The sequence below is a fragment of the Streptomyces sp. NPDC030838 genome (assembly GCF_055572035.1).
Window position 1 is genome coordinate 162446 of record NZ_JBVIED010000004.1, and the last position, 22116, is coordinate 184561.

Below are 22116 nucleotides of genomic sequence, written 5' to 3' on the forward strand. Positions count from 1 at the left end.
ACGGCGCGATCCGCATTCCTATGATGGGCCCACGACACCGCGGGCCGCTGCGACCAGGCAGTCCGAAGCGGTGCAGCTGCGGCGCGATGGTGGAGGGGTCGATGACTCAGGGGGCCGGTCAGGGACCCGAGGTGGAGCGGACGGCGACGTTGCGCGACTTCCGGGTACCCGCGTACGTCCACGAGACCGGTCCGTATGCCCCCAGCACCCACCCTGGCGAGGCCGCCGGCCCCGTCGCCGAGCCGGCGGGATTCCCGCAGGAGTACACGCCGACCCAGCGCGACCTGCCCGTCATCAATCGGGGTGACACGCTCCAGGTGAGCGTCGACCCGGCACCCGTCGCCCCGCCCGCCACCGGGCCCGGCCCGCTGTTCGTCGTCGGAGACGTGCACGGCTATCTCGACGAGCTGGTGGCCGCCCTCCAGGAGAAGGGCCTGATCGACGCCGCCGGGCACTGGTGCGCGGGCACGGCCCGGCTGTGGTTCCTCGGCGACTTCACCGACCGCGGCCCGGACGGCATCGGCGTCATCGACCTGGTGATGCGGCTGTCCGCCGAGGCCGCCGCGGCGGGCGGCTACTGCAAGGCCCTGATGGGCAACCACGAACTGCTGCTCATCGGCGCCAAGCGGTTCGGTGACACGCCCGTCAACTCCGGCGCGGGCACCGCCACCTTCCAGGCGGCCTGGCTGCTCAACGGCGGCCAGAAGACCGACATGGACCGCCTCCAGGACCACCACCTCCAGTGGATGGCCCGCCTCGACGCGCTCACCGAGACCGACGGCCATCTGCTCGTCCACTCCGACACCACCGCCTATCTCGACTACGGCGACTCCATCGAGGCCGTCAACGACAACGTCCGCGAGACCCTCACGCGCAACGACGCGGACGAGGTCTGGGACCTGTTCCGCAAGTTCACCAAGCGCTTCTCCTTCCGGGACGAGGGCGGCGCCGACGCCGTGCGCTCCCTGCTGGACACCTACGGCGGCACCCGCATCGTCCACGGCCACAGCCCCATCCCGTACCTGCTGGGCGAAGTCGGCTCCGAGGACGGCGAGGACAGCACCGGCCCGGTGGTCGAAGGACCGCACGTCTACGCCGACGGCCTCGCCATCGCCATGGACGGCGGAGTGACCATGGCCGGAAAGCTGCTGGTCCAGCAACTTCCCCTGGATATCTGAACGTTCGCCGGGCAGGCGTCCCCGGCGGAGGACTCACGCGTGACGGCGCAGGCCACGACCCAATTTCGGTAAACCCCCTGTCACCTCCCGCCGTCACCGCTCTACCATCGGCTTATCCGTAGCAGGCTCCCCTCCGTTTCTGCCCGACGGCTCGTCAGCGTGCGAGCCCCAAGCCCTACGGAGCATCGGGGGATGCACATGAACAGCGTTCCGCAGCACCTGCTGAGCGAGGACCGCCAGGAGTACGAGCGGCTCCTCGATGAGGCGCTGCGCTCCGCACCACACCGCCCGGAACTGGCCGCTGTCGGACAGCGGCTCAACGCCGAACAGCTGCGCACCATGGCGCTCAACGCCTCCGCTCTCATCACGGCGGCCGCGGCGACCGAGTACCAGCACTATGTGAAGGTCCGCGAGGAACTGCGCCAGCCGGCGCCGTCCACCCCGTCGTCGGTCCGCGCATCCGACTCCACGGAGCCGGCACCGAGCGCGATGGGGCTCGCCACCACCGTGGGAGATGCCGCCGAGACGGTCGGCGCGGGCGCCGTCGCCATGATCGCCGTCCTCGCCCCCGTCCTGGCCGGAACCGCCGCGGCGATCTTTCTGCTCGTCGGGTACATCCTGAAGATGCTCGACCCCGAGCAGGCGTTCGCCGAGACCATCCTCACCACCGGATGGGTGTTCGGCGCCGTGACCGCGCTGGCGATCCTGGTCGCCGCCGTGGGCCTGCTGCTCACCGCCCTGCGCAACCGGCCCTCGCCGGAGCACGGTCCCTACGGCGAGCCGAACAGCGAGCTGGTCGAGGCCAGGGATGCCTGGTGCGAGGCCCTGCTGGAGCGCGGCATCCTGCCGTTCCTGCGCGAGGCCCTCGCCGACACCGGCACGGCCGCACTGCACCGTACGGCCCCACCGGCGCCGACCAGCCGCATCCCGCACCTCGGCTACGACCGCCCCGGCTTCACCAGCCCCGGCGACGGCCCGGCAGCCGGGCACCGGCCCAGCTTCACCAGCCCGGACTACACGAGCCCGGACTTCGGCGGCCCGGAACACCGGCCGGAGTGACCCTCTGCTTGCGCCCCCGCACAGGGGAGCGCAAGCCGGAGACGGCTCCGCGCCGGGCCGCGGCGAGCTCCTTCGGGATGCGACGAGACCGGGGACGCGATGAGGCCGGACATCCCAGTGTTCAGACTGTGTCTCCCGGCACGACGTGTTTCAGAAGTATCCTCTCCCCCTCATTTCACAGAGGGGGATCCATGCGCAGGGGGGAACAGCCGGCGGCAAGGCGCGGTACCGCCGTGGTGATCGGGGCGTTCGCGGGGGTGCTCTGCGTGAGCGCCTGCGATACAGAACAGAGTTCGGGTACCCCGGCCCGGACCACATCGGCCAAGGCATCCGCCGAAGCCGTCCCTCGCGCCTTGAGCACCGAGGAACTCAAGGCCCTCACCTTCCATGACGGAGAGGTGCCCCAAGCGCGCGAGAACGCGATCCCCGTCAGGGCCCGCGACTCCGAGGGGGATTCCTCCACCTTCCCGCCCGTCTCGGATCCGGCGTGCCAGCGGGTGCTGGACATCGCCGGGGGCGAGAACGCGTCCGCCGTCGTGTACCAGACCTTCAACTGGAAGGACGGCATCTTCCCCGGCAGCTCGACCCTGGCCTCCTATGAAGCCACCGCGGCGCAGGATGCCTTCGACCAGCTCAGCGAAGGGCTCAAGACCTGCCGATCCTTCACCGGGACCGGCTACGTCGGCGAATTCCGCTCGACGCTGGAACTCGAGGAACCGCCACGGGTCGGGGACGAGGCCGCAAGTTACCGCCTCACCACCCCGATGAACGAGGGCGAAGTTCATCACGATCACTACGTCGTGGTGCGGGTGGGCAACACCATCGCGATGTTCACCTCGATGGACGTGGAGAAACCTGCGTCGTTCCCCTCCGATCTGATCACCAAGCAGGTCGCCCGCTTGCGGAACGCTCAACGCGGCTGAGTGGGGGCGGTGGTCCCTGGCCCGTCGTGCCCACGACGGACCGTGCGGCGAAGCACCGCCCCTCCCTCCATCAGTCCGCGATCGGCAGGTACACCCGGTTCCCCGCCTCCGCGAACTCCTTCGACTTCTGGGCCATACCCTGCTCGATCTCCGCTTGGCTGCCGCCGTGTTCGCGGCGGATGTCCTGGGAGATCTTCATCGAGCAGAACTTCGGCCCGCACATCGAGCAGAAGTGCGCCGTCTTGGCGGGTTCCGCCGGCAGGGTCTCGTCGTGGAACTCGCGGGCCGTGTCCGGGTCGAGGGCCAGGTTGAACTGGTCCTCCCACCGGAACTCGAAGCGCGCGTCGGACAGCGCGTCGTCCCACTCCTGCGCTCCGGGGTGCCCCTTGGCGAGGTCGGCTGCGTGGGCGGCGATCTTGTAGGTGATGACGCCGGTCTTGACGTCGTCACGGTTGGGCAGACCCAAGTGCTCCTTGGGCGTGACATAGCAGAGCATGGCCGTGCCCCACCAGGCGATCATCGCGGCACCGATGCCGGAGGTGATGTGGTCGTACGCCGGCGCGACGTCCGTCGTCAGCGGGCCGAGCGTATAGAACGGAGCCTCATCGCAGATCTCCTGCTGAAGGTCGATGTTTTCCTTGATCTTGTGCATCGGGACGTGACCGGGGCCCTCGATCATCGTCTGCACGTTGAAACGCTTCGCGATCCGGTTGAGTTCCCCGAGCGTCTTCAACTCGGCGAACTGGGCAGCGTCGTTGGCGTCCGCGATCGAGCCGGGCCGCAGGCCGTCACCGAGGGAGTAGGTGACGTCGTAGGCGGCGAGGATCTCGCAGAGCTCCTCGAAGTTCTCGTAGAGGAACGACTCCTTGTGGTGCGCCAGACACCACGCCGCCATGATCGAGCCGCCGCGGGAGACGATGCCGGTCTTGCGGTTCGCGGTGAGCGGGACGTACGCCAGGCGCACGCCCGCGTGGACCGTCATGTAGTCCACGCCCTGCTCGGCCTGTTCGATGACCGTGTCCTTGTAGATCTCCCAGGTCAGCTCCTCGGCCTTGCCGTCGACCTTCTCCAGCGCCTGGTAGAGCGGCACGGTGCCGATCGGCACGGGGGAGTTGCGCAGCACCCACTCGCGGGTGGTGTGGATGTTGCGGCCGGTGGACAGGTCCATGACCGTGTCGGCACCCCAGCGGGTCGCCCAGGTCATCTTCTCGACCTCTTCCTCGATGGAGGAGGTCACCGCGGAGTTGCCGATGTTGGCGTTGACCTTCACCAGGAACCGCTTGCCGATGATCATCGGCTCGATCTCCGGGTGGTTGACGTTGGCCGGCAGCACGGCCCTGCCCGCCGCGATCTCCTCGCGGACCACCTCGGGAGAGACGTTCTCGCGGATGGCCACGAACTCCATCTCCGGGGTGATCTCGCCGCGGCGCGCATACGCCAGCTGCGTGACCGCCTGGCCGTCACGGCCCCGGCGCGGCTGGCGCGGCCGCCCAGGGAAGACCGCGTCGAGGTTGCGGAGCCCGCCTCGCGGCGAGGTGTGCTTGATTCCGTCGTCCTCGGGACGGACGGGACGGCCCGCGTACTCCTCGGTGTCGCCGCGGGCGATGATCCAGTTCTCCCGCAGCGGCGGCAGACCCCTGCGGACGTCGGTGTCGACGTGCGGATCGGTGTACGGGCCCGATGTGTCGTACAGCGTGACCGACTGCCCGTTGGTGAGGTGCACCTGGCGGACCGGCACTCGCAGATCGGGGCGTGTGCCCTCGACGTACGCCTTGTGCCAGCCGATGGACTTCCCGGCCTCCCCGTTCGTCGACGTTTCCGTCGCGGTCTGAACGTTCTGCGTGGAGGCAGGCGTGCGCGCGTCCTCGATGGTCATGAGACCTACTCCCTACGCCGGCATTACCCGGTAACAGGTTCGGCGGTCGACGCAGCGGTATCCGTCTGCCGACGTCTCGTGTGAAACATCACTCGTGGTCGGTGATGTTTCATGTGAAACATCGCTGGGACGGAGGTCAGCGCCCTCTCAGCCCGGTGCTCCGAGCTCCCGCGTGTACAAAGGTGCCTCCACGCTAGCGTCAATTCGGGCGCGGTGAACAGGGGGCCCCGGTCGTTCTTGCGATGATCGGTCGGTGACCACGACGCAGCATCCCCCGTTCCCACCGCCCGAGCCCCCGCGGGGAGCCGCTCCCGGAAGTGGCTCCGGAGACGGCTCAGGAACCGGTAACGGCCTTGGAGGCGGCCCGGGTTCGGGCCGTGGACGTGGGCTGGGCTACGGGCAGGGCGGCGGCCACGGGCAGAGTGGCGGGCCTGGCCATGGGCACGGTGGCGGACAGGGCCACGGGCATGGTGGTGAGCCAGGCCACGGGCATGGTGGTAGTCCCGGCGCCGGTGGCGGATACGGCGAGGGGCCGGGCTCAGGCGGCGGACACGGTGGCGGACCGGGCTCAGGCGGCGGACACGGTGGCGGACCGGGCTCAGGCGGCGGGCACGGACACTCGCACAGTCATGGGCATGGACCCGCCGCGCCCGTCTCCCAGCATCTGCGCAAGCTGATCGCCGCGGTCCTCATCCCGTTCGCCGCGGCGGTGGTCGTGGGCCTCGCCGTGCTGTGGCCCGGCGGTGCCCCGCCGCACGAGCGGACCGGCGTCGGCTTCGACCGGCAGACCCAGCAGGCCACGGTCACCCGGATCGAGGAGGTGGACTGCGGTTCGGTCAACGCCTCGGCGCCGCCGCCGACCGGCGACACCTCCACCGCCGAGGGCTCCTCCGCCCAGCAGCAGGCCAATGGCACCTGCAAGAAGGCGACCATCCGGATCGACACCGGCAAGGACAAGGGCCGTACCTTCACCGAGATCGTCCAGCCGGACCAGTCACGTCAGCTGCACCAGGGACAGGAGGTGATCGTCGCCTACGAGCCCTCCGCCCCCAGGGACCTTCAGTACTCGGTCACCGATGTGAACCGCAGGCTGCCGATGGCACTGCTCGCCGGCATCTTCGCCCTCGCCGTCGTGGCCGTTGGGCGGATGCGCGGCGTCATGGCACTGATCGCGCTGGCCATCAGCTTCCTGATCCTGAACTTCTTCATCCTGCCGGCCATCCTCCAGGGCTCGAACCCGCTGCTCGTGGCGGTGATCGGGGCGAGCGCCATCATGCTGATCGCCCTGTATCTGTGTCATGGCCTGTCGGCCCGCACCTCCGTGGCCGTGCTCGGCACCCTGATCTCGCTGCTGCTGATCGGTGTCCTCGGCTCGCTGTTCATCGACTGGGCCGCGCTCACCGGCAACACCGACGACAACACCGGGCTGATCCACGGCCTGTATCCGTCGATCGACATGAGCGGTCTGCTGCTCGCCGGCGTCATCATCGGTTCGCTGGGTGTGCTGGACGATGTGACGGTCACCCAGACCTCGGCGGTCTGGGAGCTGCACGAGGCCAATCCGACGATGGGCTGGCGCGGCCTGTACCGAGCGGCCATCCGGATCGGCCGCGACCACATCGCCTCCGTCGTCAACACGCTCGTCCTCGCCTACGCGGGCGCCGCGCTGCCGCTGCTGCTGCTCTTCTCGATCGCGCAGAGCAGTGTGGGGACGGTCGCCAACAGCGAGCTGGTCGCGGAGGAGATCGTGCGCACGCTGGTGGGCTCGATCGGCCTCGTGGCGTCGGTGCCGGTCACCACGGCGCTCGCCGCGCTGGTGGTCTCGGCGGACCGGCCCACGGCGGAGCCCGCTGCGGCAGGCGCCCGACCCGGCGTGGCACGGACCGGCGGCCGGGGCCGACGACGCAAGCGGTGAGGAAGCCCGACCACGGCGGTGAGAAAGGCCCGACCACCCGACAAACGCCGGTACTCCGATACGCCGGTACGCCAAAACGCCAAGAAGAAGCGTTACTCCACTCGTAGTACGCGCCGCCTCATCCCGCGCTCTGCTCCTCGGCCAGGATGCGGTCCAGCGCCTCGTCGAGGTGGGCGTCGAAGTCGGCGAGCGAGCCCTCCTGCCCCAGCGGCACCAGCTTGTCGGTGCGGTCGAGGAAGGCGACGAGCGGCGCCGACGAGGAGCGGAACAGCGCCTGGTCGGCGCCCACCTGAAGCCGGATCAGAACCTCGCCCAGCGAGTCGGGCTCCACGGGCGAGACCCGCACATCGCCCTCGCCGCAGGGCCGGCCGACTCCGTCGATCAGCAGCTCGCGGCCGAACGCCCAGGTGACCGGCGCGTCACCGGGCAAATGGAACGTCAGCCGGACGGCATAGGGATCACAGGTCTCGTAGCGCAGCTCCACCGGGATGCGGAAGGAGAGCTCCTCGGAGACGAGAAAGCTCATCATGACCTCTGCCTGTACGGACTCGCGCATCGCCTACCCCGTCTGTTGCCGTCGATTGGCCGGGAATCAACCGTTGAATACTGCTGGCATCTTGCTGAACGTACACAGCAGATCACAAGGAGTTAGTTTTCAGATACTGATAGAGAGCGCGAGCGACCCCAGAAGCCGCCCGACCTCGCTCTGCAACTGCCGCGCCGCGGGCAGCAGTCGATCGGCCTGATGACAGGGGAGGGAGATGGCCATCGTGGCCGCCGTCGCCCCCACCGTGATCGGGATCGCCGCGCACACCGTGCCGAGTGCGTACTCCTGTCGCTCGACCACAGGTTCCATCCGGCCCACCCGTTCCAGGCGCTGGAGCAGGGTGCGGTTGTCACGCACCGTGTACGGCGTGATGGACTGCACGGGGTAGCGCTCCAGATGGTCGCGCCGGGCTGCCTCGTCGAGCTGGGACAGCAGACACTGCCCGATGGCGTGCGCATGGCCGGTCTCGCGGAAGTCGGCCCACTCCTCGACCGCCGGGTTGGCCGGGGTGTCGGAGACGCACATGACCTCGATCTCCCCCTCCCGGTAGACCGCGTAGTACACGGGCACGCCGATCGCATCCCGCCAGTGCGCGAGCGCGCCGGCGACCGTGCTGCGACGTTTCTCCTGTGCTCCGCTGCTGCTCAGCCGCTCGGCCGCCTCACCGAGAAAGAACAGACCCTTCTCCCGGCGCAGATAGCCCTCGTGCACCAGGGTGCGCAGCAGGTGGTACGTCGTGGGGAGCGCGAGACCGGTCTCGCGGGCCAGCTGTTTGGCCGGTGCGCCGTAGTCATGTCCGGCGACGCACTCCAGGAGGCGCATCGCGCGCTGCACCGAGCCGATGAGGGTCGCGGGCTGCTGCGCGGGAGGGGGCTCCGGCCTCGTCTGAGGCGTCTGCCGCGGCGGCGCCGGGGGCGCGTCCGCGCACCGGACCGCCTGGGGGCTCCGCGGGGACGATCCCGGCGGAGCGGGCTGTTCGGGGGGCCGTACGCGGAGGGGCTGGGAGGAGAGAGCGGTGCGGGCGGGGGGTGCGTGGGGTCCTGGGGGTGCGGTGTCAGCCGTGGCCATGGGTCACTCCCGAAGCGCGAGGCGAGGAGGCAGCCCGTGCGGGGAACACGGGCGGGATGGACGGGGGTGTACTCCGCTCGCGGGGTCGTCCCGCGGGGGTTCCGGACTCTAACCGTCCGCCACGGCTCGCAGACGCGCTGTCCCGGAAACTTCCCTCGCCCGAGGGAACCGGCCGTTCCCGTTACCGGTCCCCGTCACCCACACCTCTACCAATCACCCCGCACGCCCCCTACCAGTCACCCCGCGAGGACGAGCCGGCGGTGAACTTCCGGACGACGTAGATGAGTCCGCCGACCAGTGCCACGAAGAGCAGCAGCTTGAACAGCAGGCTGATCACAAAGCCGACGACGCTGGCTATCAGGCCGCCGAACACCACAAGGGCGATGACCGGCACCGCGACCCACTTCACCCACCACGGCAGGCCCGCGAAGATCTCTCGCATCGCCCTCGCCTTTCTCTCGTTCCGATGTCCTGCCCTCGATGCTAGGTCCGGGGGCAGGCCCGGCGGGGGCCTCGCATCCCTTGTCCTCCCCTGACCGGTCCCCTAGGGAATCCGGGGGCGACGGATCAGCTCTCGGGCGGAGAGAAGACCACGAGCACCCGCAGATCCTCGCTGATGTGGTGGAACCTGTGAGGCGTGCCGGCCGGTACGTACACCACACTGCCGCGCGCCACCTGCGTGGTCTCCGTGCCGACGGTGAGCGAGGCCCGGCCGCTGACCACGAAGTACACCTCGTCCTGGTTGTGGGGCTTCTGCGGGTCGTGCTCCCCCGCGTTCAGCGCGTACAGGCCGACCGACATGTTCCGCTCGCGCAGGAACTGCAGGTAGGCCCCCTCGTTGGCGGCGCGCTCCGCCTCCAGTTCGTCCAGCCGGAATGCCTTCATCGTTGCGTCGCCCTCGCGCCCCTGCTCGTAGCCGATCTGGTCTGCCACGATCAGACACATGATGAATTTCCTAGTCAAGACAATCGCCAACGCGGGCGCCCTGGCGGTCGCCGTATGGCTGCTCGACAAGATCACCCTCACCGGTGACAGCACCGGCAAGAAGGTCGGCACCCTGCTGCTGGTGGCGCTGCTCTTCGGTCTGGTGAACTTCCTGGTCAAGCCGGTCGTGAAGCTGCTCAGCCTGCCGCTGCTCATCCTCACGCTCGGCCTGTTCACCCTGGTGGTGAACGCGCTGATGCTGCTGCTGACCTCGTGGCTGGCCGACCGGCTGGACCTGAGCTTCCACGTCGAGGGCTTCTGGACCGCCGTCGTCGGCGGCCTGATCATCTCGATCGTGTCCTGGGCGCTCAACGTCGTCCTTCCCGACAGGGACTGAGCGCCATGACGTACCGCGTCTGCTTCGTCTGCACCGGCAACATCTGCCGTTCCCCGATGGCCGAATCCGTCTTCCGAGCCCGGATCGAGGAGGCCGGGCTCGACGGCCTGGTCGAGGTCGACAGCGCCGGCACCGGTGGCTGGCACGAGGGCGACCCGGCCGACCCGCGCACCGTCGCCGTACTGGAGGAGCATGGGTACGGCAGCGAGCACACCGCCCGCCAGTTCCGGCCGGCCTGGTTCGAGCGGCTCGACCTCGTCATCGCCCTCGACACCGGCCACGCCAAGGCACTGCGGCGCCTCGCGCCCACCGAGGCGGACGCCCGGAAGGTGCGGCTGCTGCGCTCCTACGACCCCGCCCCGGGCGACGACCTCGATGTCCCGGACCCGTACTACGGGGGCAGGGACGGCTTCGAGGAGTGCCTTGAGATGGTGGAGGCGGCGAGCACCGGTCTGCTCGCCGCGGTACGTGAGCACGTGGAAGGGCAGGCGGCATGAGCGATTCAGGGCGTTTTGCGGGTGGTGACGGCACCCGCGCGGTGCGGGCGGGACTGCCCGAGCCGGTCAAGTACGAGCCGACCCTGCCGGGGCCCGTGTTCGCCGCGCACTTCCATCTGCCGGGCGAGCCCACCGGGCCGTACACCTACGGCCGCGACGAGAACCCGACCTGGACGCATCTGGAGCGGGCGATCGGCGAGCTGGAGGCGCCCGGCCAGGACGGCGTGGAGACGCTGGTCTTCGCCTCCGGCATGGCGGCCATCTCGTCGGTGCTCTTCTCCCAGCTGAAGGCTGGGGACGCGGTCGTGCTGCCCAGCGACGGCTATCAGGTGCTGCCGCTGGTGCGGGCGCAGCTGGAGTCGTACGGCATCGAGGTGCGCACCGCGCCGACGGGCGGCGACGCCCAGCTCGACGTCCTGGACGGCGCGAAGCTGCTGTGGATCGAGAGCCCGTCCAACCCCGGGCTGGACGTCTGTGACATCCGCCGGCTCGTCGAGGCCGCCCACACGCGCGGGGCCCTGGTCGCCGTCGACAACACGCTGGCCACCCCGCTCGGGCAGCGCCCGCTGGAGCTCGGCGCCGACTTCGCCGTGGCCAGCGGCACCAAGCAGCTCACCGGGCACGGCGACATCCTGCTGGGGTACGTCACCGGTCGCGCGGGCGAGCCCATGACCGCCGTACGCCGCTGGCGCAAGATCGTCGGGGCCATTCCGGGGCCGATGGAGGCCTGGCTGGCGCACCGCTCGATCGCCACGCTGCAGCTGCGCGTGGACCGGCAGAACGCCACCGCCCTGGCGGTCGCCGAGGCGCTGCGGCAGCGGCCGGAGGTGTCCGGTCTGCGCTATCCGGGGCTGCCCGACGACCCGTCCCACAAGGTCGCCGCGCAGCAGATGCACCGCTTCGGGTGCGTGGTGTCCTTCACGCTGCCCACGCGCGCGCGTGCGGACCGTTTTCTGGAGGCGCTGCGGCTGGTGGACGACGCGACGAGCTTCGGCGGGGTGCGGTCCACGGCCGAGCGGCGCGGCCGCTGGGGCGGGGACGCGGTGCCGGAGGGCTTCATCCGGCTGTCGGTCGGCGCCGAGGACCCCGAGGACCTGGTGGCGGATCTGCTGCGTGCGCTGGACGAGTCGGCGGACTGATCCGCCTGCCACCACGGCGTCGAACGTACGGTCCGCGACCGCGACTACGTCGAACGGACGGTCCGAGCCTCCCCCCTCGTGGCTCGGACCGTCCTCGGTTCCGCGCGCGAAGAACCGCGCGAACAAGGCTAGTTGACTCTGTGTCAGTGTCCAATCACAGTAGCGACAGAGACCTATCGACTTATTTATAGTTGGGCCCTGCCTGGGGGCTGGGAGGAAGGCAGGGGAGGGGGGCACCGCCATGGACCTGGCCTTGCTGCGCACCTTTGTGACAGTGCACCGGGCCGGATCCTTTACCCGCGCGGCCGCTCTGCTCGGCCTCTCCCAGCCCGCCGTGACCTCGCAGATCCGCACTCTGGAACGGCAGGTCGGCCGCCCGCTGTTCCTGCGGCAGGCCCGGGGCGTGACTCCGACGACCATCGGCGACGAACTCGCGCACAAGGCCGCGCCGCATCTCGACGCCCTGGTGGAGATCGCCGAGACCGGGCTCGACGACGAGTCGTCCTTACGCACCCTGCATCTCGCCGGCCCGCCGGAGTTCACCGCCGAGCGGGCCCTGCCCGCCCTGGTCGAGCTGGCCGGTGACGCCGGACAGGGGTTCGCCCTGAGGGCCTCCTTCGGGAACGCCGAGGAGACCCTGGAGGGGCTGGCCGCCGGACATCACGATCTCGCCATCAGCACGGCCCGGCCGCGCGGCGCCCTGCTCACCGCGACCCCTCTCTGCGACGAGGAGCACGTCCTGGTCGCCGCTCCCCGCTGGGCCGAGCGCATCGGCCCCGGCATGCCGCGGCGCAAGGGCGCGGCCGCGCTGGAGAACCTCCCCGTCGTCGAGGTCCACGAGTCGCTGCCCTTCGTCGCCCGCTACTGGGCCTCCGTCTTCGACTCCCGCCCGGCCGCCTCCGGCACCGTCATCGTCCCGGATCTGCGAGCAGTCCTCGCCTGTGCGACCGCCGGAGCGGGGATCGCCGTTCTGCCGCGCTATCTGTGCACAGACGCGCTGGAACGCGGGGAGGTCGTCACGCTGCACGAGCCGGCGGTGGCGCCGCTGCGCACCTACTTCCTGGTGGTCCGCACCGGGACACTGGCGATGCCGCATATCGCGCGGGCCCACGAATGGCTCCAGCGGGCGGCATCCGACTGGTGCTGAGCGCACCGCCGAGCGGAGAAGGACATCCGTCACTCCATGGGCCCCATCGGTCACGTTTCGCGATGTTTCACGTGGAACCAGCCGGGCCACATTTCACCCATGACCGTCCGACCCGTGGTCAAGCGCACCGCCCGCGCCGTTCTGCTGGACGGTGACGACCTGATTCTGATCAAGCGCACCAAGCCCGGTGTGGATCCCTACTGGGTGACCCCCGGCGGCGGGGTCGAGCCCCGAGACCCGACCGTCGTCGACGCCCTGCACCGCGAGGTCTACGAGGAGCTGGGCGCCAAGATCACCGATGTCGTGCCGTGCTTCGTGGACACCGTCGAGCACATCGGCGAGGACGGCGGCGCGACCGGTGTGAAGGTGCAGCACTTCTTCGTCTGCCGGCTGGAGTCGATGGACCCGGCTCTACGGCACGGACCCGAGGTGGACCAGCCCGCGGGTGAGTACGAGATCGTGCGGGTGCCGTTCACCCGGGTCGGGATCGCCTCCGTTCACCTGGTGCCGCTGTCGCTGCGGCACTACCTCGACGGGAACATCGAGGGCGTACGGGCCATGCACGCGCCGGACCTGGGCTGAACCGCCCGCTCATCGCGTCCCGCGCCCGGGCCTGAGCATCGGCTGCCCTCGGCGTCTCCGGCTGGCCCGCGGCCGTCTCAGGTGGCCGCGGCGATGAGTTCCTCCACCGAGTCGTGCCGTATGCGGTTCGACGGGATGCCGACGTGCCGGAGGGCGTCCACACCGCTGCGGATCATTCCGGGCGGGCCCGAGAGATAGGCGTCGTACTCGTTCCACGGGCCGTACTCGCGTATGGCGTCGGGAAGCTGGAGATGCGCCTGCTGGTCGATGATCGCGCGGACCGACAGCCAGGAGTGGCTCTGCTGGAGCCGGAGCATCGTGTCGATCTCGTACAGGTCCTGGTCGGTACGGGCGCCGTAGAACACCTCGACCGGCCGTCGCTCGCCGTGTTCGGCGACATCCTCGACGAGTGCCTTGATCGGGGCGATGCCGGTGCCGCCGCCCAGACAGAGCAGTCCGCTGTCGGTGGTGTGGTCGACGGTCATGGAGCCGGCCGGCGGGCCGAGACGGATCACGTCACCGGGCCGGGCCCGGTGCACCAGGGCGTTGGAGACCCAGCCGGCGGGGACCGCCTTCACGTGGAACGTCAGCAGGCCGTCGGAGCGAGGGGCGGAGGCGAAGGAGTAGTGCCGCCAGACGCGCGGCCACCACGGCGTCTCCACACTCGTGTACTGGCCGGCGAGGAAGGGATACGGCTGGTCCGGACGGATGGTGATGACCGCGATGTCGGGCGTCCGCAGATCGTGCGAGACGACCTCGGCGTACCACCAGGCGGGAGCACGCAGCTCGTCCGCGGCCGCCGCGTCGATCATGACCTGCGAGATCGTCGTGTACGTCCGCACCCAGGCCGCTTCCGTCTCCGGATCCCAGATCGCCTCGGCGTACCGGCTCAGGGCGCCGATGAGGCATTCGCCGACGGCCGGATAGTGCTCGGCCCGGGTGCCGTACTTGCGGTGGCCCCGGCCGAGGTTCTGCAGATAGTCGACGAGGACCGGAGTGTTGTCGATGTGCTCCGCGGCGGTGAGCAGCGCCTTGAGCAGGCGGTCCCGCTGGGTGTCCATCGCGGGCGGGAAGAGCGCCCTGAGGTCTGGGTGGCGGACGAAGAGCAGCGCGTAGAAGTAGGAGGTGACCTTGTCGGCCACCGGAGCGATCTCGGCCATGGTCCGCCGGATGAGCACGGCGTCCGGTGACGCCTCCTGCGCCGGAACGGGCGGCCGCGGCTCCTCGGCGGGCACGGGACGCTGGAAGGGCACGCGGTGGGGACCGGGGGCTTCTGCGGCGTGAGGGGAAGGTGTCGCGGTGGCCGGGGCCTCGGCGACACGGGTGGGCGCCGGCTGCACGGCCGCACCTTCCTCGAGGCGGCGAGGGTGCGGGGGCTGGAAGGCGGGTATCGGGGGATCCGGGGATATCTCGGCGGAGTCGGGAGCGGTCGCCGCGTCCTGCCCGCTCTCCGGTGCCGTGGTCGCCGGCTTGTTGCGCGGCGTGAACCAGCCGCCTCCGCCGTCGGAAGTGCCGTTGGCGGCCGACGTGGTGGTCGGAGCGTCCATGCTGTGCCTCGCCTCGAACATCTCTCGGTCGGTCTGCGCACTTCCCCGATCGGAAGGTGCTTGCTTCCCCCGCAGACGGCTTGCTCTTCCCCCATGTACTGCCGCGCCCGACGCGGCCCCATTCAACCCGTCCCCGCGCATGCGTCAGCCGTATACCCCGGAACGCGGGTCCTCGATCTCTCCGTCCCGTTAGGCTGCGTTGCCTTCTCGCGTCCCTCCCGGAAAGGTGTGCCGCCTCTTCCCGGCCGGGAACCGGAGTCGACCATACCGGCCACCGCGTCGCACACAAGTCCCCCCTTCACCCCTCACCAATTCGACCGTGGGGCGAACCATGAGTTCTCTCAATTACCGGGCGTCGCGAACCAATTCATAGGCATCCCACAGATCCTTCCCCTCGTAGGCGTGGGTGGCCAGGCCCGTGACGTGGCGGTCGGCGTTGACCGCGACCGAGACCGGTACAGCAGCGAACAGGTCCTTGTCCGACGACGAGTCCCCGTACGCGACGCAGTCGGCCCGTGTCACTGCGAACCGCCGGCACAGCCGGTCGGCGATCAGCACCTTGGCCGCGGCGCTGAGCACCCCCTCCGGATCCACGGGCTCGGTGAACGGCACAGCGGGAAAGCGAGACCCGTGCGCCGCGTGTGCACCCCAGCCCGTGAGCCGCTCGACGAAGAACGAGGGGGACAGCGATACGACGGCGCAGTAGTCACCCCGTTCTGCGATCTCCGCCCAGACCTCGCGGATGCGGGCCAGCCAGGGCGCCCCGTCGAAGGCTGCCGTCACATGCGTCTCGGTCAGCTCCGCCCACAGCGTGTGGACCCGCTCCGCATACTCCGGCGGGCCTATCTCCCCGGCCGAGATCGCCCGGTCGAGCGCCACCGTCTCCGCTTCCAGACCGAGTTGTCGTGAGATCTCCACCGGCGCGGAACTCCCGTAGAGCAATGTGCCGTCCAGATCGAAGAGATGAAGTCTCGCCATGCGCCCCGAGGCTACCGGCGCCGATTGTCAGGGCCATTGACCCCTTGATGCATCAGGCGGACGCCCTCCGTTCGTCGACGTTTCACGTGAAACACCTCGCCTCGGTCCTCCCGCTGTGGCCATGGTCACGGCATGGCCAAAAGGACGTACGTCTCACTCGAAACAGGTGGACGCCGAGGGCACCCGTCGGACAGCCTGACCTGCGTGCCCACTCCTTCCCTCGCCGCTCTGCCCATCCGCCGTCTGACGCTGCGCGATCTCCCCGCCTGCGCCGACCTGTCCGAGAACCGGGGGTGGCCGCGCGAAGAGCACAAGTGGGGCTTCCTCCTCACCGCGGGGAAGGGATACGGCATCGACGACCCCGAGGGCGGGCTCGTCAGCGCCTGTGCCGTCACGGAGTACGGTCCTCACGACCGCCCCGATCTGGCGGCCATCGGCATGGTGCTGGTCGCCGAGCAGCACGCCCGTCAGGGCATCGGGCGCCGTTTGATGCGCCACATCGTCTCCTCGATGGGCACCACCCCGCTGACCCTGCACGCGACGCCCTACGGCCGCCCGCTCTACGAAGAACTCGGCTTCAAGGTCACCGGCCGGGCCGAGATGCTGCGAGGGCGCTTCACGCCGGGCGGACCGGAACCGAAGGTCGCGACCCGGCCCGCCACAGCGGAGGATCTGCCGGCGATTCTGCGGCTGGACGAGGAGGTGTTCGGCGCCGACCGCACGCACATCATCACCCGGCTGCCCGCCTTCGCCGACCAGCTGCGCGTCGCCGAGGAGCACGGCCGGATCATCGGCTACACGGCCGCGTGGCCCAACATGGACACCCATGTGGTCGGACCGCTGATCGCCCGCGACACCGAGACGGCGCAGGCGCTCATCGCCTCCCTCGCCGCCCACACCGACCGTCCGCTGCGGACCGATATCGACGTACGGCACGAAGAGCTGCTGGTGTGGGCGAAGGAGCGCGGGCTGACGTCCGTCGCCTTCAACGCGGTGATGACCTACGGCATCGGGGAGCTGCCCGGGGACTGGAGCCGGCGCTTCGCTCCCGTGACGGTGGCCGCGGGCTGAGCCGCCAGGACGCCGAAGACGCCGGTCCCCGTAGGGAACCGGCGTCTTCTGTCAGCGGGGAGCCGCGGTCAGCCGAGGGCTTCCACAGCGGCGGTGGCGAAGGTGTGGTCCTGCTCCGGCGCTCCACCACCGACGCCGATGGCGCCGATCAGCCGGCCGTCGCGGTGTACCGGCACGCCGCCCGCGATGAAGAGCAGCGGCTGACTGAGCGCGGTCGGGAGGCTGTGGAAGGGCCCGTCCGGCTTGACGGCGTCGACCAGGTCCGCGGTGGGCGCGTTGAGCTGGAGCGCGGTGTACGCCTTGCGGGTGCTGGTCTCCCCGGAGATCAGGACGGCCCGGTCGTCGCGCCGGAAGACCAGCAGGTGCCCGCCGGCGTCCAGGACGGTGACGCTGACCGTGACACCGGCGGCCTCGGCGGCGCGGGAGGCCGTCGCGACCAGGGTCTCGGCGTCCTGGATGGTCAGGGGGGCGACAGCGGTGGTGGTGCTCATGAGGGGTTCTCCTTGCGATGGTGCTGTCGGGTCGGCGGCCGCGGGGACGGCCCTGGCCCAGCGGGGTCCGACCCGCATCCGGGGTAAACGGTGATCCGGCGGTCACCGCAGGGACGGCCCTGGCCCCGCGGTGACCGGATCAGGTCAGTGGTGGACGGCCGTCGGCTGCTCGGTGAAGGCGACGGACGCCGGGATGGGGGTCTTCTCACGGCGCTCCAGGGCGGCCGAGAGGAACGCCAGGACCAGGGCGGCGGCGGCCAGCAGCGCGCCGACCCAGTTCGGGGCGGTGTATCCCAGACCGGCCGCGATCACCAGGCCGCCGAGCCAGGCGGCGACCGCGTTGCCCAGGTTGAAGGCGCCGATGTTCACGGCGGAGGCCAGGGTCGGGGCGCCGTGCGCCTGGTCGAGGACCCGCTTCTGCAGCGGCGGCACGGTGGCGAAGCCCAGGGCGCCGATCAGCACGATCGTGACGGCCGCGAGGATCTTGTTGTGCGCGGTGAGCGTGAAGAGCGCGAGCACCAGGGCGAGGGCGCCCAGGGAGACGTAGAGCATCGGCATCAGCGCGCGGTCGGCGAACTTGCCGCCGACGAGGTTGCCGCCGACCATGCCGAGCCCGAAGAGGACCAGCAGCCAGGTGACGGAGCCCTCGGCGAAGCCGGCGGCGTGGGTCATCATCGGCGCGATGTAGGTGATGGCCGCGAAGACACCGCCGAAGCCGAGGACGGTCATCGCCATGGCGAGCAGGACCTGGACGTTCTTGAAGGCGGCCAGCTCGTGACGCAGGTGCACGCCCTCCGGCTTGGGCATGTCCGGCACGAGCTTGGCGATGCCCGCCAGACCGAGGACGCCGAGCGCGGCGACGATGGCGAAGGTGACGCGCCAGCCGACGGACTGGCCGACGAGGGTGCCCAGCGGGACGCCGACGACGTTGGCGACGGTCAGTCCGGTGAACATCATCGCGATGGCTCCGGCCTTCTTGTCCGGGGCGACCAGGTCGGCCGCGACGACCGAGCCGATGCCGAAGAACGCACCGTGGGCGAGTGAGGCGACCACCCGGCCGATCAGCATGACCCCGAAGACGGGGGCGACGGCGGACAGCACGTTGCCGACGATGAACAGGCCCATCAGCAGCATCAGCATCCGCTTGCGGGAGACCTTGGTGCCGAGCACGGTCATCAGCGGGGCGCCGAACATGACGCCGAGGGCATAGCCGGTCACCAGGTAGCCGGCGGTGGGGATGGATACCCCGTAGTCGCTCGCGACCTCGGGCAGCAAGCCCATGATCACGAACTCGGTCGTTCCGATCCCGAAGGCCCCGATCGCGAGGGCCAAAAGCGCGAGAGGCATGGAGGGGTACACCTTCCCAGAAGATTGCAGGAGCGCTTTGCGTGCGTCCACAATAGTTGCAAGCGCGGGATAAATGCAATCGCGGGCTATTGCAGGCCTGCTCTATCCTGGAATCAAGCCGCTCCGGGACGGAGGAAACGCCAATGACAGCAACGGACCCCGCGCTCACCGCTCTCGCTCAGGGCTGGTGCGCTCTCTCCCTGCTCCACGGCCGGATCGAGGCGCACATCGAGCGCTCTCTCCAGGCAAGGCACGGACTGAGCGTGCGCGAGTACTCCCTGCTCGACGTGCTCAGCCGGCAGCACGACGGCGAGGGCGGGCATCTCCAGATGAAACAGGTCGCCGACGCGGTCGTCCTCAGCCAGAGCGCCACCACTCGCCTGGTCACCCGGCTCGAGGACCGCGGCCTGCTGGAGCGCTATCTGTGCCCCACGGACCGCCGCGGCATCTACACCAACGTCACCGAGGCGGGCCTGAAGCTGCTGGAGGAGGCGCGCCCCACCAACGACGCCGCGCTGCGTGAGGCGCTGGACGAGGCGGCCAAGGTTCCGGAGCTGACCCCGCTGGTGCGGGTCGTGGAGTCGGGCAGGGTGCCCGCATAGGGTGCGGGCATGGGTGATCTTGAGATACGTGCCGCGGTCGCGGACGACGTCCCCGCGATCGTGGCCATGCTCGCGGACGACCCGCTGGGCGCCCAGCGCGAGTCACCGGACGACCTGGCCCCGTATCTGACCGCGCTGGAGCGGCTCGCCGACGATCCGAACCAGCACCTGGTCGTGGCCGTCCGCGATGGCCGCGTGGTGGGCACGCTCCAGCTCACGATCATTCCGGGGCTCTCCCGGCGCGGGTCCACTCGGTCGATCATCGAGGGCGTCCGTGTCCACGCCGAGGAACGCGGCAGCGGTCTGGGCACCCAGCTCATCCAGTGGGCGATCGAGACGTCCCGGATCGAGGGCTGCCAGCTGGTCCAGCTGACCTCGGACACCTCCCGGGTGGATGCGCACCGCTTCTATGAGCGACTCGGTTTCGAGGCATCGCATCTCGGCTTCAAGCTTCAGCTGTGATCGACGAAGGGGCTCTGTTTCACGTGAAACAGAGCCCCTTCCCCTAGCTGGGTCCTACTTGATCCCCCGCCAGCCCTCGGGATCCACGCCTCCCGGCACATCGGCCGTCTCGTCGTACGGCTGCCGCGTGAAGACGAACGAGCCGAGGTCCAGATGGCTCACCGATCCGTCCGGCCTCCGCACGGCTCGCAGGATCTCCCCGGCGTAGTAGCCCTCCAGCCCGGTCCAGGTCCCGTCGCCGTTCGCCCGGAACCGCGAGCGGCGGCCTGTGCCGGCCAGGGGCCCGAGCGAGACACCGCCGTCGGCCGTGAGCCGCAGAGCGAACACCTGCGTTCCCCAGTACCACTGCCCCGCCAACTCCAGGACAGAGGGATCGACTTCAGGCAACGGACGCCACGGCTCAGGGATCCGGGGCTCCGCTTCGGCGACGATCCGGACCAGGTCGGCGCACAGGGTGGCCGGCAGCGGTCCGGAAGTGCAGTTGGTCAGTACGACGGCCGCGACATCATCGTCCACGCTGATGGTGAGGCTCGCCAGGAAGCCCGGGAGCGAGCCCGTGTGGCCCACCAGCAGCCGACCGTCCCGGTGCTGGATCTGCAGTCCGAGGCCGTACGTGGCCCCGTCGGCGACATCCGCCGACTCCGCCGGAGCGGCGGGCGCCCGCATCTCCCGGACCGTCTCCGCGCTCAGCACCCGCTCGTCCCCGTACATCAGGAACGCGGCGAACGTGGCCAAGTCCCCGGTGGTGGACCAAAGTTGCCCGGCCGGAGCCATCCGGCCCAGGTCCTCCATCGGTTCCGGCAGCAGCACATCGGCCCAGGGATGCACCGCCCAGCCACCGGCGTGCGGGGCCGACGGCTGCGCGCTCGTTCGGCTCAGGCCCAGGGGTTCGAGCACTTCGCGCCGGAGTACGTCCTCCCAGGGAGCGCCGCGCAGTTTCTCGACGAGTGCGCCGAGCAGCGTGTAGCCAGGGTTCGAGTAGTGATGGCGGCGACCCGCCGGATGCAGGAAGGGCTGCTCGCCCAGGACATCTGCCAACTCGGGGCGCAGGGCCCCAGGAGTGCGTTCCCACCATGGCGCCGGGGTCTCGGCCGCCAGGCCGCTGGTGTGCGCCAGCAGCTCGGCGATGGTCGCCTGCCCCGCACCGGTGCCCGGCAGATGCTTCTCCAGCGGGTCACCGAGGTCCAGGAGGCCTTCGTCACGCAGCCTGAGGACGAGGACCGCGGTGAAGGTCTTGGTGATCGAGCCGATCCGATACTGCACGTTCTCGTCCGGCGCATGCCCGTCCACCGAGGTCCGCGCCCCGTGCCACACGACCCGCCCGCCCCTGACCACGGCCGCCACCAGCGATGGTGTCCGTCCTTCGGCCTGGGCCACGGCGATCCGGTGCAGCAACACCCGCCGCGTGCCGGGAAGCAGTTCTTCCTGAGATGTCGTCATGCGCTCAGTCCATCAAAAGCACGTGCCTGCGTCCTGCTGCGGGCCTGTGCGGCGAAGCTGTAGATCAGTCTCAGATCGATGCCATTTCCTCGGCGGAACGATGAGTCTGCGGCTGAGCCACCGAGTACGAGGACTACATGCGAGCTCAGATCGCGCACCGATGAGTTTCCCGCGCCGCGCCGGTCTGTGCGCGTGAGACCGACTCACGGAAGGCTGGCGCCATGCGGAAATTGATCTACGGCATGAACGTGACCCTGGACGGCTACATCACCGCACCCGGCGACGACATCGGCTGGAGCGTGCCGAGCGACGAGCTGTTCCAGTTTTGGTCCGACCAGTTGCAGGCGACCGACCTGTCGCTGTACGGGCGCAAGCTGTGGCAGACGATGAGCTCCTACTGGCCGACCGGCGACCAGCAGCCCAATGCAACCCCGGCGGAGATCGAGTTCGCGCGCCGCTGGCGGGACATGTCGAAGGTGGTGTTCTCCTCGACGATCGACAAGGTGGACTGGAACACCCGCCTGGTCACCGGCGACGCGGTCGCCGAGATCACTCGGCTCAAGGCCGAGGACGGCGGCCCGATGGACATCGGCGGCGCGACGCTCGCCGGGGCGGCCATGCGGGCCGGGCTGATTGACGAGTACGTGCTGGCCACCGCGCCGGTCCTGGTGGGCGGCGGCACGCCGTTCTTCACCGCGCTGGACAGCTGGGTGAACCTGAACCTGGTGGAGACGCGGACGTTTCCCTGCGGCGTGATCCTGACCAGGTACGAGACGAGGCGCTGAGCGCCCGTCCGGGAGTCACGGGCCATATGCTCCGCGGGTGACACCGGAGGAGCTGGCTCGGTTGTGCCGCGCACGCGACCTCATGGACCGCGAGTACGCCGCCACCCGAAAGGCTGAAAGCTCCGACCAGGGATCACAACG

23 protein-coding genes are annotated in these 22116 nt (G+C 69.9%); 13 read left to right on the forward strand and 10 right to left on the reverse strand.

The window, feature by feature from the left end:
• Positions 1-86 precede the first annotated feature (86 nt).
• From ACZ42A_RS13955 to ACZ42A_RS13965, 3 genes are all read left to right on the forward strand, one after another.
• A complete protein-coding gene (locus tag ACZ42A_RS13955; protein ID WP_468527416.1) occupies positions 87-1178 on the forward strand; it encodes a metallophosphoesterase in 1092 nt (363 codons plus the stop codon).
• A 192-nt stretch (positions 1179-1370) separates the two neighbouring features.
• On the forward strand, positions 1371-2237 hold the full coding sequence (locus ACZ42A_RS13960; protein WP_468527417.1) for a hypothetical protein: 867 nt from the start codon (positions 1371-1373) through the stop codon (positions 2235-2237).
• 233 nt (positions 2238-2470) lie between these two features.
• Positions 2471-3160: a hypothetical protein gene (locus tag ACZ42A_RS13965; protein ID WP_468527418.1), complete on the forward strand. Its 690-nt coding sequence runs from the start codon at positions 2471-2473 to the stop codon at positions 3158-3160.
• A gap of 70 nt (positions 3161-3230) precedes the next feature.
• Here the strand turns inward: ACZ42A_RS13965 and thiC are convergent, their stop codons facing one another.
• The gene (gene thiC, locus ACZ42A_RS13970) at positions 3231-5036 is read right to left on the reverse strand and encodes a phosphomethylpyrimidine synthase ThiC (protein WP_468527419.1); all 1806 of its coding nucleotides are present in this window, start codon (positions 5034-5036) and stop codon (positions 3231-3233) included.
• Positions 5037-5289: 253 nt separating this feature from the next.
• On the opposite strand from thiC, the gene ACZ42A_RS13975 reads away from it, so the two are divergent.
• A complete protein-coding gene (locus ACZ42A_RS13975; protein ID WP_468527420.1) occupies positions 5290-6951 on the forward strand; it encodes a YibE/F family protein in 1662 nt (553 codons plus the stop codon).
• A gap of 118 nt (positions 6952-7069) precedes the next feature.
• Here ACZ42A_RS13975 and ACZ42A_RS13980 read toward each other — a convergent pair whose 3' ends face one another.
• From ACZ42A_RS13980 to ACZ42A_RS13995, 4 genes are all read right to left on the reverse strand, one after another.
• The gene (locus tag ACZ42A_RS13980) at positions 7070-7507 is read right to left on the reverse strand and encodes an SsgA family sporulation/cell division regulator (protein WP_351838451.1); all 438 of its coding nucleotides are present in this window, start codon (positions 7505-7507) and stop codon (positions 7070-7072) included.
• A 99-nt stretch (positions 7508-7606) separates the two neighbouring features.
• Complete coding sequence (locus ACZ42A_RS13985; RefSeq protein WP_468527421.1) at positions 7607-8332, reverse strand: IclR family transcriptional regulator; 726 nt, start codon at positions 8330-8332, stop codon at positions 7607-7609.
• Positions 8333-8795: 463 nt separating this feature from the next.
• Positions 8796-9008, reverse strand: coding sequence for a DUF5326 family protein (locus tag ACZ42A_RS13990; RefSeq protein WP_468527422.1), 213 nt, complete (start codon positions 9006-9008; stop codon positions 8796-8798).
• A gap of 125 nt (positions 9009-9133) precedes the next feature.
• Entirely contained in the window at positions 9134-9451 is a 318-nt protein-coding gene (locus ACZ42A_RS13995) for a cupin domain-containing protein (protein ID WP_468527687.1), read from the reverse strand.
• Between the two features lie 58 nt (positions 9452-9509).
• Between ACZ42A_RS13995 and ACZ42A_RS14000 the strand changes: the two genes are divergently transcribed.
• The 5 genes from ACZ42A_RS14000 to ACZ42A_RS14020 all read left to right on the forward strand — a co-directional run bounded on the left by ACZ42A_RS14000 (position 9510) and on the right by ACZ42A_RS14020 (position 13252).
• Entirely contained in the window at positions 9510-9887 is a 378-nt protein-coding gene (locus ACZ42A_RS14000) for a phage holin family protein (protein ID WP_468527423.1), read from the forward strand.
• Between the two features lie 5 nt (positions 9888-9892).
• Entirely contained in the window at positions 9893-10384 is a 492-nt protein-coding gene (locus ACZ42A_RS14005; RefSeq protein WP_468527424.1) for a low molecular weight protein-tyrosine-phosphatase, read from the forward strand.
• Positions 10381-11523: a cystathionine gamma-lyase gene (locus ACZ42A_RS14010; protein ID WP_468527425.1), complete on the forward strand. Its 1143-nt coding sequence runs from the start codon at positions 10381-10383 to the stop codon at positions 11521-11523. The genes ACZ42A_RS14005 and ACZ42A_RS14010 overlap by 4 nt, the downstream gene beginning before the upstream one ends.
• Before the next feature lie 241 nt (positions 11524-11764).
• A complete protein-coding gene (locus tag ACZ42A_RS14015) occupies positions 11765-12670 on the forward strand; it encodes a LysR family transcriptional regulator (protein ID WP_468527426.1) in 906 nt (301 codons plus the stop codon).
• Positions 12671-12769: 99 nt separating this feature from the next.
• Complete coding sequence (locus ACZ42A_RS14020) at positions 12770-13252, forward strand: NUDIX domain-containing protein (protein WP_468527427.1); 483 nt, start codon at positions 12770-12772, stop codon at positions 13250-13252.
• 77 nt (positions 13253-13329) lie between these two features.
• Here ACZ42A_RS14020 and ACZ42A_RS14025 read toward each other — a convergent pair whose 3' ends face one another.
• A complete protein-coding gene (locus ACZ42A_RS14025) occupies positions 13330-14820 on the reverse strand; it encodes a globin domain-containing protein (RefSeq protein WP_468527428.1) in 1491 nt (496 codons plus the stop codon).
• Positions 14821-15144: 324 nt separating this feature from the next.
• Positions 15145-15777: an HAD family hydrolase gene (locus tag ACZ42A_RS14030; RefSeq protein WP_468527429.1), complete on the reverse strand. Its 633-nt coding sequence runs from the start codon at positions 15775-15777 to the stop codon at positions 15145-15147.
• A gap of 204 nt (positions 15778-15981) precedes the next feature.
• On the opposite strand from ACZ42A_RS14030, the gene ACZ42A_RS14035 reads away from it, so the two are divergent.
• Positions 15982-16848 carry a GNAT family N-acetyltransferase gene (locus ACZ42A_RS14035; protein WP_468527430.1) on the forward strand — a complete coding sequence of 289 codons (867 nt, stop codon included), beginning with the start codon at positions 15982-15984 and terminating at the stop codon, positions 16846-16848.
• A gap of 68 nt (positions 16849-16916) precedes the next feature.
• On the opposite strand, the gene ACZ42A_RS14040 is transcribed toward ACZ42A_RS14035, so the two are convergent.
• Together ACZ42A_RS14040 and ACZ42A_RS14045 are read right to left on the reverse strand one after the other, a co-directional pair.
• Positions 16917-17339, reverse strand: a complete 423-nt coding sequence (locus tag ACZ42A_RS14040) for a GlcG/HbpS family heme-binding protein (protein ID WP_468527431.1) — start codon at positions 17337-17339, stop codon at positions 16917-16919.
• Positions 17340-17483: 144 nt separating this feature from the next.
• Positions 17484-18686, reverse strand: a complete 1203-nt coding sequence (locus ACZ42A_RS14045; protein ID WP_468527432.1) for an MFS transporter — start codon at positions 18684-18686, stop codon at positions 17484-17486.
• Positions 18687-18829: 143 nt separating this feature from the next.
• Between ACZ42A_RS14045 and ACZ42A_RS14050 the strand changes: the two genes are divergently transcribed.
• Both ACZ42A_RS14050 and ACZ42A_RS14055 read left to right on the forward strand, forming a co-directional pair.
• Positions 18830-19288 (forward strand): MarR family winged helix-turn-helix transcriptional regulator, encoded by a 459-nt coding sequence (locus ACZ42A_RS14050; RefSeq protein ID WP_468527433.1) that lies wholly within the window; start codon positions 18830-18832, stop codon positions 19286-19288.
• A 9-nt stretch (positions 19289-19297) separates the two neighbouring features.
• Positions 19298-19750: a GNAT family N-acetyltransferase gene (locus ACZ42A_RS14055; protein ID WP_468527434.1), complete on the forward strand. Its 453-nt coding sequence runs from the start codon at positions 19298-19300 to the stop codon at positions 19748-19750.
• A gap of 54 nt (positions 19751-19804) precedes the next feature.
• On the opposite strand, the gene ACZ42A_RS14060 is transcribed toward ACZ42A_RS14055, so the two are convergent.
• Positions 19805-21190 carry a serine hydrolase domain-containing protein gene (locus ACZ42A_RS14060; protein ID WP_468527435.1) on the reverse strand — a complete coding sequence of 462 codons (1386 nt, stop codon included), beginning with the start codon at positions 21188-21190 and terminating at the stop codon, positions 19805-19807.
• 221 nt (positions 21191-21411) lie between these two features.
• Between ACZ42A_RS14060 and ACZ42A_RS14065 the strand changes: the two genes are divergently transcribed.
• Positions 21412-21975, forward strand: a complete 564-nt coding sequence (locus tag ACZ42A_RS14065) for a dihydrofolate reductase family protein (protein WP_468527436.1) — start codon at positions 21412-21414, stop codon at positions 21973-21975.
• Positions 21976-22116 lie beyond the last annotated feature (141 nt).